This is a genomic window from Novosphingobium sp., assembly GCF_027486195.1.
Lineage (GTDB): Bacteria > Pseudomonadota > Alphaproteobacteria > Sphingomonadales > Sphingomonadaceae > Novosphingobium.
The window spans coordinates 1-5,459 of the sequence record NZ_JAIXPP010000088.1 but is presented as its reverse complement, the minus strand read 5'-3'; the positions used below and the strand labels follow the sequence as shown (position 1 = coordinate 5,459).

Genomic DNA, 5,459 nt, shown 5'->3' with positions numbered 1-5,459 from the left:
TGCGGTCGGTATTGAGCACGGCCTCGGCTGCGGTGTCTGCCGGGTTGGCGGCAATCGCCTGCATCGCCTTGCCGAGATCGTCATTCCGCGCGGCGCCCGCCTTGGCGAAGAAGGCGCGCGTCGTATCGGAAAGCTCGAGTTTGAAGTCGTAGTTCTGCAGCTTCACGAGCGCGGCGGCGAGTTCGTAGATCGCGTTGTCGCGCACCGGGATCGAGCTGTGGCCGCCCGGATTGCGGGTTTCGAAGCGGTAGTTCTGCACGCCCTTCTCGCCGACCTGGATCGATTCCACCACGAGCTTGCCGCCTTCGGAGATGCCCTTGCCATTGGTGCGCCCGCCGCCGCCTTCGTTGAGCGCGTAGGCTGCATCGATCAGATCGCGTTTGTTGTTCGCCAGCCATTCGGCTCCGTTGAACGCGTAAGTCGTCTCTTCGCCGCAGGTGAGCGCGAGCTTGAGCGTGCGCTTGGGCTTGAAGCCCTCCTGCTTGAAGCGGATCAGCGTATCGACCCAGCTTGCCGCCATCGCCTTGTCGTCGCTCGTGCCGCGCGCGTAGAGATAGCCGTTCTCCTCGATCAGCGTGAAGGGATCGCGCACCCAGTCCTCGCGCTTGGCTTCCACCACGTCGAGGTGGGCGAGCAGCAGGATCGGCTTCTCGGTCTTCGAAGTGCCAGGCATGACGGCGACAAGGCCGCCTTCCTTGGGCTTTTCGGGCGTGGCAAAGAGCGTCAGCTGGTCGTCGGTGAAACCTGCGGTCTTGAGGCGCACCGCCATGCGCTCGGCTGCCAGCGTGCAGCTGCCGGAAGAGAGTGTCGTGTTGGTTTCGACGAGCTCCTTGTAGAGGCTGCGGAACGCTTCCTCTCCGCCGTAGGGATCGGCCTTCGCGGCCGGCGCGGCCAGTGCCGGAGAGGTGAGCAGGGCGGCCGAAATGGCGCCGGTCAGCAGCTTGCGCATGGGGTGACAAGTCCTTTGTCGTGAGGCGGTTGCGCCGTGTTTCAGCACGATTGGCGCCCCGCCGCCAGTCCCCCTCGCTTCAGCGGGTGAAACAGGGCTCTCCCTTGTGCAAAACGGGCCGGATTCGCTTGGGAAATCGAGCTTTAATGCCTATGTCGGCATGATGGCCAGTACGAACGAAAACATCCCCAACGCCAACGAATATGGCGCCGATTCCATCAAGGTCCTGCGCGGGCTCGATGCAGTGCGCAAGCGCCCCGGCATGTACATCGGCGATACCGACGATGGCTCGGGCCTGCACCACATGGTGTTCGAGGTTTCGGACAACGCGATCGACGAGGCGCTGGCCGGGCATTGCGATCTCGTGCTGATCGAATTGAACCCCGATGGTTCGGTATCGGTGGAAGACAATGGCCGCGGCATCCCCACCGGCATCCATGCCGAGGAAGGCGTTTCCGCCGCCGAAGTGATCATGACCCAGCTCCACGCGGGCGGGAAGTTCGAGAACACCAGCGACGACAATGCCTACAAGGTTTCCGGCGGTCTCCACGGCGTCGGCGTCTCGGTGGTCAACGCGCTTTCGGAATGGCTCGAACTCACGATCTGGCGCGACGGGCAGGAGCACTGGATGCGCTTCGAGCACGGCGATGCGGTCGGCCCGCTCAAGGTCACCGGCCCGGCTCCGGCTGATGGCAAGGGCGGGGTGAAGAAGGGCACGCGGGTCACGTTCTCGGCCAGCCACGACACCTTCAAGAACGTGCTGGAGTTTGATTTCGACAAGTTGCAGCATCGCTACCGCGAGCTGGCCTTCCTCAATTCCGGCGTGCGCATCCTGCTGCGCGACAAGCGGCACGAGGAAGTGGCCGAGCACGATCTCTACTACGTCGGCGGGATCGGGGCGTTCGTGCAGTACCTTGATCGCAACAAGCAGCCGCTGATGCCCGAGCCGATCGCCATTTCCGCGAGCCGCGACGGCGTGGGCATCGATGTCGCGCTCGAATGGAACGACAGCTATTACGAGAACGTCCTCGCCTTCACCAACAACATCCCGCAGCGCGATGGCGGCACGCACCTTGCCGCGTTCCGCGCGGCGCTGACGCGCACGCTCAATGGCTATGCGGATCGTTCGGGGATGCTGAAGAAGGAAAAGGTCAGCCTTACCGGCGATGACATGCGCGAGGGGCTGACGGCGATCGTCTCGGTCAAGCTGCCGGACCCCAAGTTTTCCTCGCAGACCAAGGACAAGCTGGTCAGCTCCGAAGTGCGCCAGCCGCTCGAAAGCCTGATGGCCGACAAGATGAGCGAATGGCTGGAGGAAAACCCCGCCCACGCCCGCGCCGTGATCCAGAAGGTGATCGACGCCGCGGCCGCGCGCGAAGCCGCCAAGAAGGCGCGCGAACTGACGCGGCGCAAGGGCGCGATGGATATCGCCAGCCTGCCCGGCAAGCTGGCGGATTGCCAGGAGCGCGATCCCGCCAAGTGCGAACTGTTCCTCGTCGAGGGCGATTCGGCAGGCGGTTCGGCCAAGCAGGGGCGTGATCGGCATTTTCAGGCGATCCTGCCGCTCAAGGGCAAGATCCTCAACGTGGAGCGCGCGCGGTTTGATCGGATCATCGGTTCGAAGGAAGTCGGCACGCTGATCCAGGCCATGGGGACCGGCATCCGCGACGAGTTCAACCTCGCCAAGCTGCGCTATCACAAGATCGTGATCATGACCGACGCCGACGTCGACGGCGCGCATATCCGCACGCTGCTGCTCACGTTCTTCCACCGCCAGATGCCCGAGATCATCCGCGAAGGGCACCTCTTCATCGCCCAGCCGCCGCTCTACAAGGTGGCGAAGGGGCGCAGCGAGGTCTACCTCAAGGACGGCCCCGCGCTCGATCGCTACCTTGTCGAGGCAGGCCTTGCCGGCCGCATGCTGGAAACCGCCGGCGGTGCGCGCAGCGGGGCGGATCTTGCGGGCCTTGTCGAGCACGCGCTGCGCTTCCGCAACCTGATGGCCTTCGCGCCCAAGCGCTATGATCCGACGATCATTGAGGCGCTGGCGCTGGCGGGCGCGCTGGAGCCCGAGATGACCGCAGCCGAGCGCGACGCGGCGCTGGCTGCCAGCGTGCGCTGGATGGACCGGGGCGAGCACGATGCGCGCTGGGTTGCCGAAGTGGCCCCCGATGGCGGCTATCGCATCCAGCGCGTGTGGCGCGGGGTGACCGACAACCACACGATCGAACCCGGCTTCCTTTCGAGTGCCGAGGCGCGCAAGCTCGCCCGCCTCGCCGGGGAGCAGGCCGAAGTCTATGCCATGCCCGCGCGGCTGGTGCGCACCAGCGCCGCCGCTGCCGAGCCGGAGCCAGAGGCCGTGCTGGAAGGGCAGGAGGGCGAGGCCGAAGCGCCCGCGCCCGTGCGCCCGGCGACCAAGGAAAGCGCCGGGATCACCCGGCCTTCTGAACTCCTTGCGCAAGTGCTGGCGGCGGGGCGCAAGGGCCTTGCCATCTCGCGCTACAAGGGCCTGGGCGAAATGAATGCCGATCAGCTGTGGGAGACGACACTCGATCCCACGCAGCGCTCGCTGCTGCAGGTGAAGATGGAAGACGCCGACGTGACCGACGAAATCTTCACCCGCCTGATGGGCGACGTGGTCGAACCGCGCCGTGATTTCATTCAGGAAAACGCGCTCAACGTGGCGAACCTGGACGTCTGAGGTGGCGGGCGCGACTCTGGCCGATATCCCCTGGGATCAGGCCGCGACGATGATCGACCTCGAAGGCCGCGTGCCGATCATCGGCACGATCCGCGAATGCGCGATGCACTTCACGCTCTACAAACCGCACGCGCGCGAGAATGCGCGTCTGCTGCTGACGGTGCCGGTCCACCGCGAGGGGCGGGCGACGCGGACCTGGCTGCTGGAGCCTGCGGAGATCGCGGTGCTGGCGGCGCGGTTGAAGGAAGAAGAGTAGACGCGAGCGGCCATTGCCCCTGCACCACGGGAGTTTGGGGCCTCTTCTCGTCTCTAACCTATCCCGTTCGTGTCGAGCGAAGTCGAGACACCAAGCGCGGTGTGTGGTGTCTCGACTTCGCTCGACACGAACGGGACGGGGTGGAACCCGGTTTTAATCAGGTCTGTGCCATCTTCCCCGCGATGGAACTCTATTTCCTCATCGCCGGTCAGGCGCTGTGCCTGTTCAGCCTCTGGGCCATTGCCCGCCATGATTGGGTGCGCCTGACGCGCGCCTCGCGCCGCATCGGCGCGGTGGTGACGGGCCATCGTTCCAGCTGGAGCGACGGCAGCAAGAGCTTTGCGGCGATTTACCGGTTCACGCTTGGCGGCGCAGAGCATGATGTGACGGACGCGGTGTATGGCTCAAGCCCCAAGCCACCGGTCGGCACAAGGGTTGAGCTCGCCTACCCGGAAGGCCGCCCCGATCTGGCCCGGCCGCCAAGGCCGCTGCTGTGGCTGTCGATTTATGGCCTGCTGGTGGGGCTGGACGCCGTTCTGCTGGCGAAGATGATGAGGTGGATCGGGGGCTGACTTTGCGGCGCACTCTGGCCCGCACGCCACATCCGGCCCTTTTCATCCCCGCGAGATTCTCCCCTCGTCATTCCCGCGAAGGCGGGAATCCAGGGCGGCGCAGCGCTGCTGGATTTGGGCGCACGGCGGCGCCGCGAGCGGAAAAGGCAAGTGGATCGCGCGGCCGGTGCGGCGCCGTTTGAGGGCGCTGCGGGAAGGACGTCGCAGTGCTGCTTCGTTTGCGAACGGCTGGAAGGGGCAGTTGCCGATCCGGCTCGACCTGAAAGGGACCAGACCCGGATGCCAGGGGCGGCTCGCATGCCAGCCGGCAACCGGCTTCACCGGGCTTTGGGGCCGGGCGAGGCGTGGGCAGTGATCCACTGGGCACGGCATCTGCCGGGCCGAGGCCTTGGGGCGACGCCCCGCCTTCAACCCGCAGCCCGCACCGACCGCGTTGGCCCTTGGCGTAAACGCTTCCGGCCAGAAGAGCGGGGGGAAGGCTGGCCTCGCCTGCTCCCGATCCAGGGCGGCTTTTAACCTATTTGGTTTGTGTTGTCAAGATTGAGGCGTATTTGTGGTCGGAAGCGTCGCTGGCCCACCCCTAACCCCTCCCGCAAGCGGGAGGGGGATTGAAGTGCAGCGCTTTTACTCCCCTCCCGCTTGCGGGAGGGGCAGGGGGTGGGTTTACTCCGCCGCGATCCCCGCCGCCTTGAACATATCGGCTTCAACTTCCTCAACCAGCTCGTTCGCCGGCTCTGCCGACTTCGCCTTGCGGCGGCTGTCGAAGCTGGACCAGACGGTGTTCCAATCGCCGCGGGTGGCGGCCTTGGAGTATTCGGTGGCGCGGGTTTCGAAGAAGTTGGCGTGTTCGACACCGTTGAGCAGCGGGGTCAGCCAGGGGAGGGGGTGTTCCTCGATCATGTAGATTGGCTGGAAGCCCAGCTGGCCGAGGCGCCAATCGGCGATGTAGCGGATGTACTTCTTGATTTCCTTGGGGCTCAT

At 65.5% G+C, this 5,459-nt stretch carries 4 protein-coding genes and 1 pseudogene; 3 read left to right on the top strand and 2 right to left on the bottom strand.

Features of this window, described 5'->3' with window-relative positions; all coding sequences use genetic code 11:
- Window positions 1–949 (bottom strand): M20/M25/M40 family metallo-hydrolase (locus Q0071_RS16400; RefSeq protein WP_298171858.1); only part of this gene is annotated, 949 nt, incomplete at its 3' end.
- A gap of 163 nt (window positions 950–1,112) precedes the next feature.
- Between Q0071_RS16400 and gyrB the strand changes: the two genes are divergently transcribed.
- The 3 genes from gyrB (at window position 1,113) to Q0071_RS16385 (ending at window position 4,478) form a co-directional block, all read left to right on the top strand.
- Window positions 1,113–3,650: a DNA topoisomerase (ATP-hydrolyzing) subunit B gene (gene gyrB / locus Q0071_RS16395; protein WP_298171855.1), complete on the top strand. Its 2,538-nt coding sequence runs from the start codon at window positions 1,113–1,115 to the stop codon at window positions 3,648–3,650.
- A gap of 49 nt (window positions 3,651–3,699) precedes the next feature.
- A complete protein-coding gene (locus Q0071_RS16390; RefSeq protein WP_298171861.1) occupies window positions 3,700–3,906 on the top strand; it encodes a hypothetical protein in 207 nt (68 codons plus the stop codon).
- A 140-nt stretch (window positions 3,907–4,046) separates the two neighbouring features.
- Window positions 4,047–4,478, top strand: a complete 432-nt coding sequence (locus Q0071_RS16385; protein ID WP_298171853.1) for a DUF3592 domain-containing protein — start codon at window positions 4,047–4,049, stop codon at window positions 4,476–4,478.
- Between the two features lie 663 nt (window positions 4,479–5,141).
- Here the strand turns inward: Q0071_RS16385 and Q0071_RS16380 are convergent.
- A pseudogene (locus Q0071_RS16380) lies at window positions 5,142–5,459 on the bottom strand (ribonucleotide-diphosphate reductase subunit beta); the annotation flags it as partial.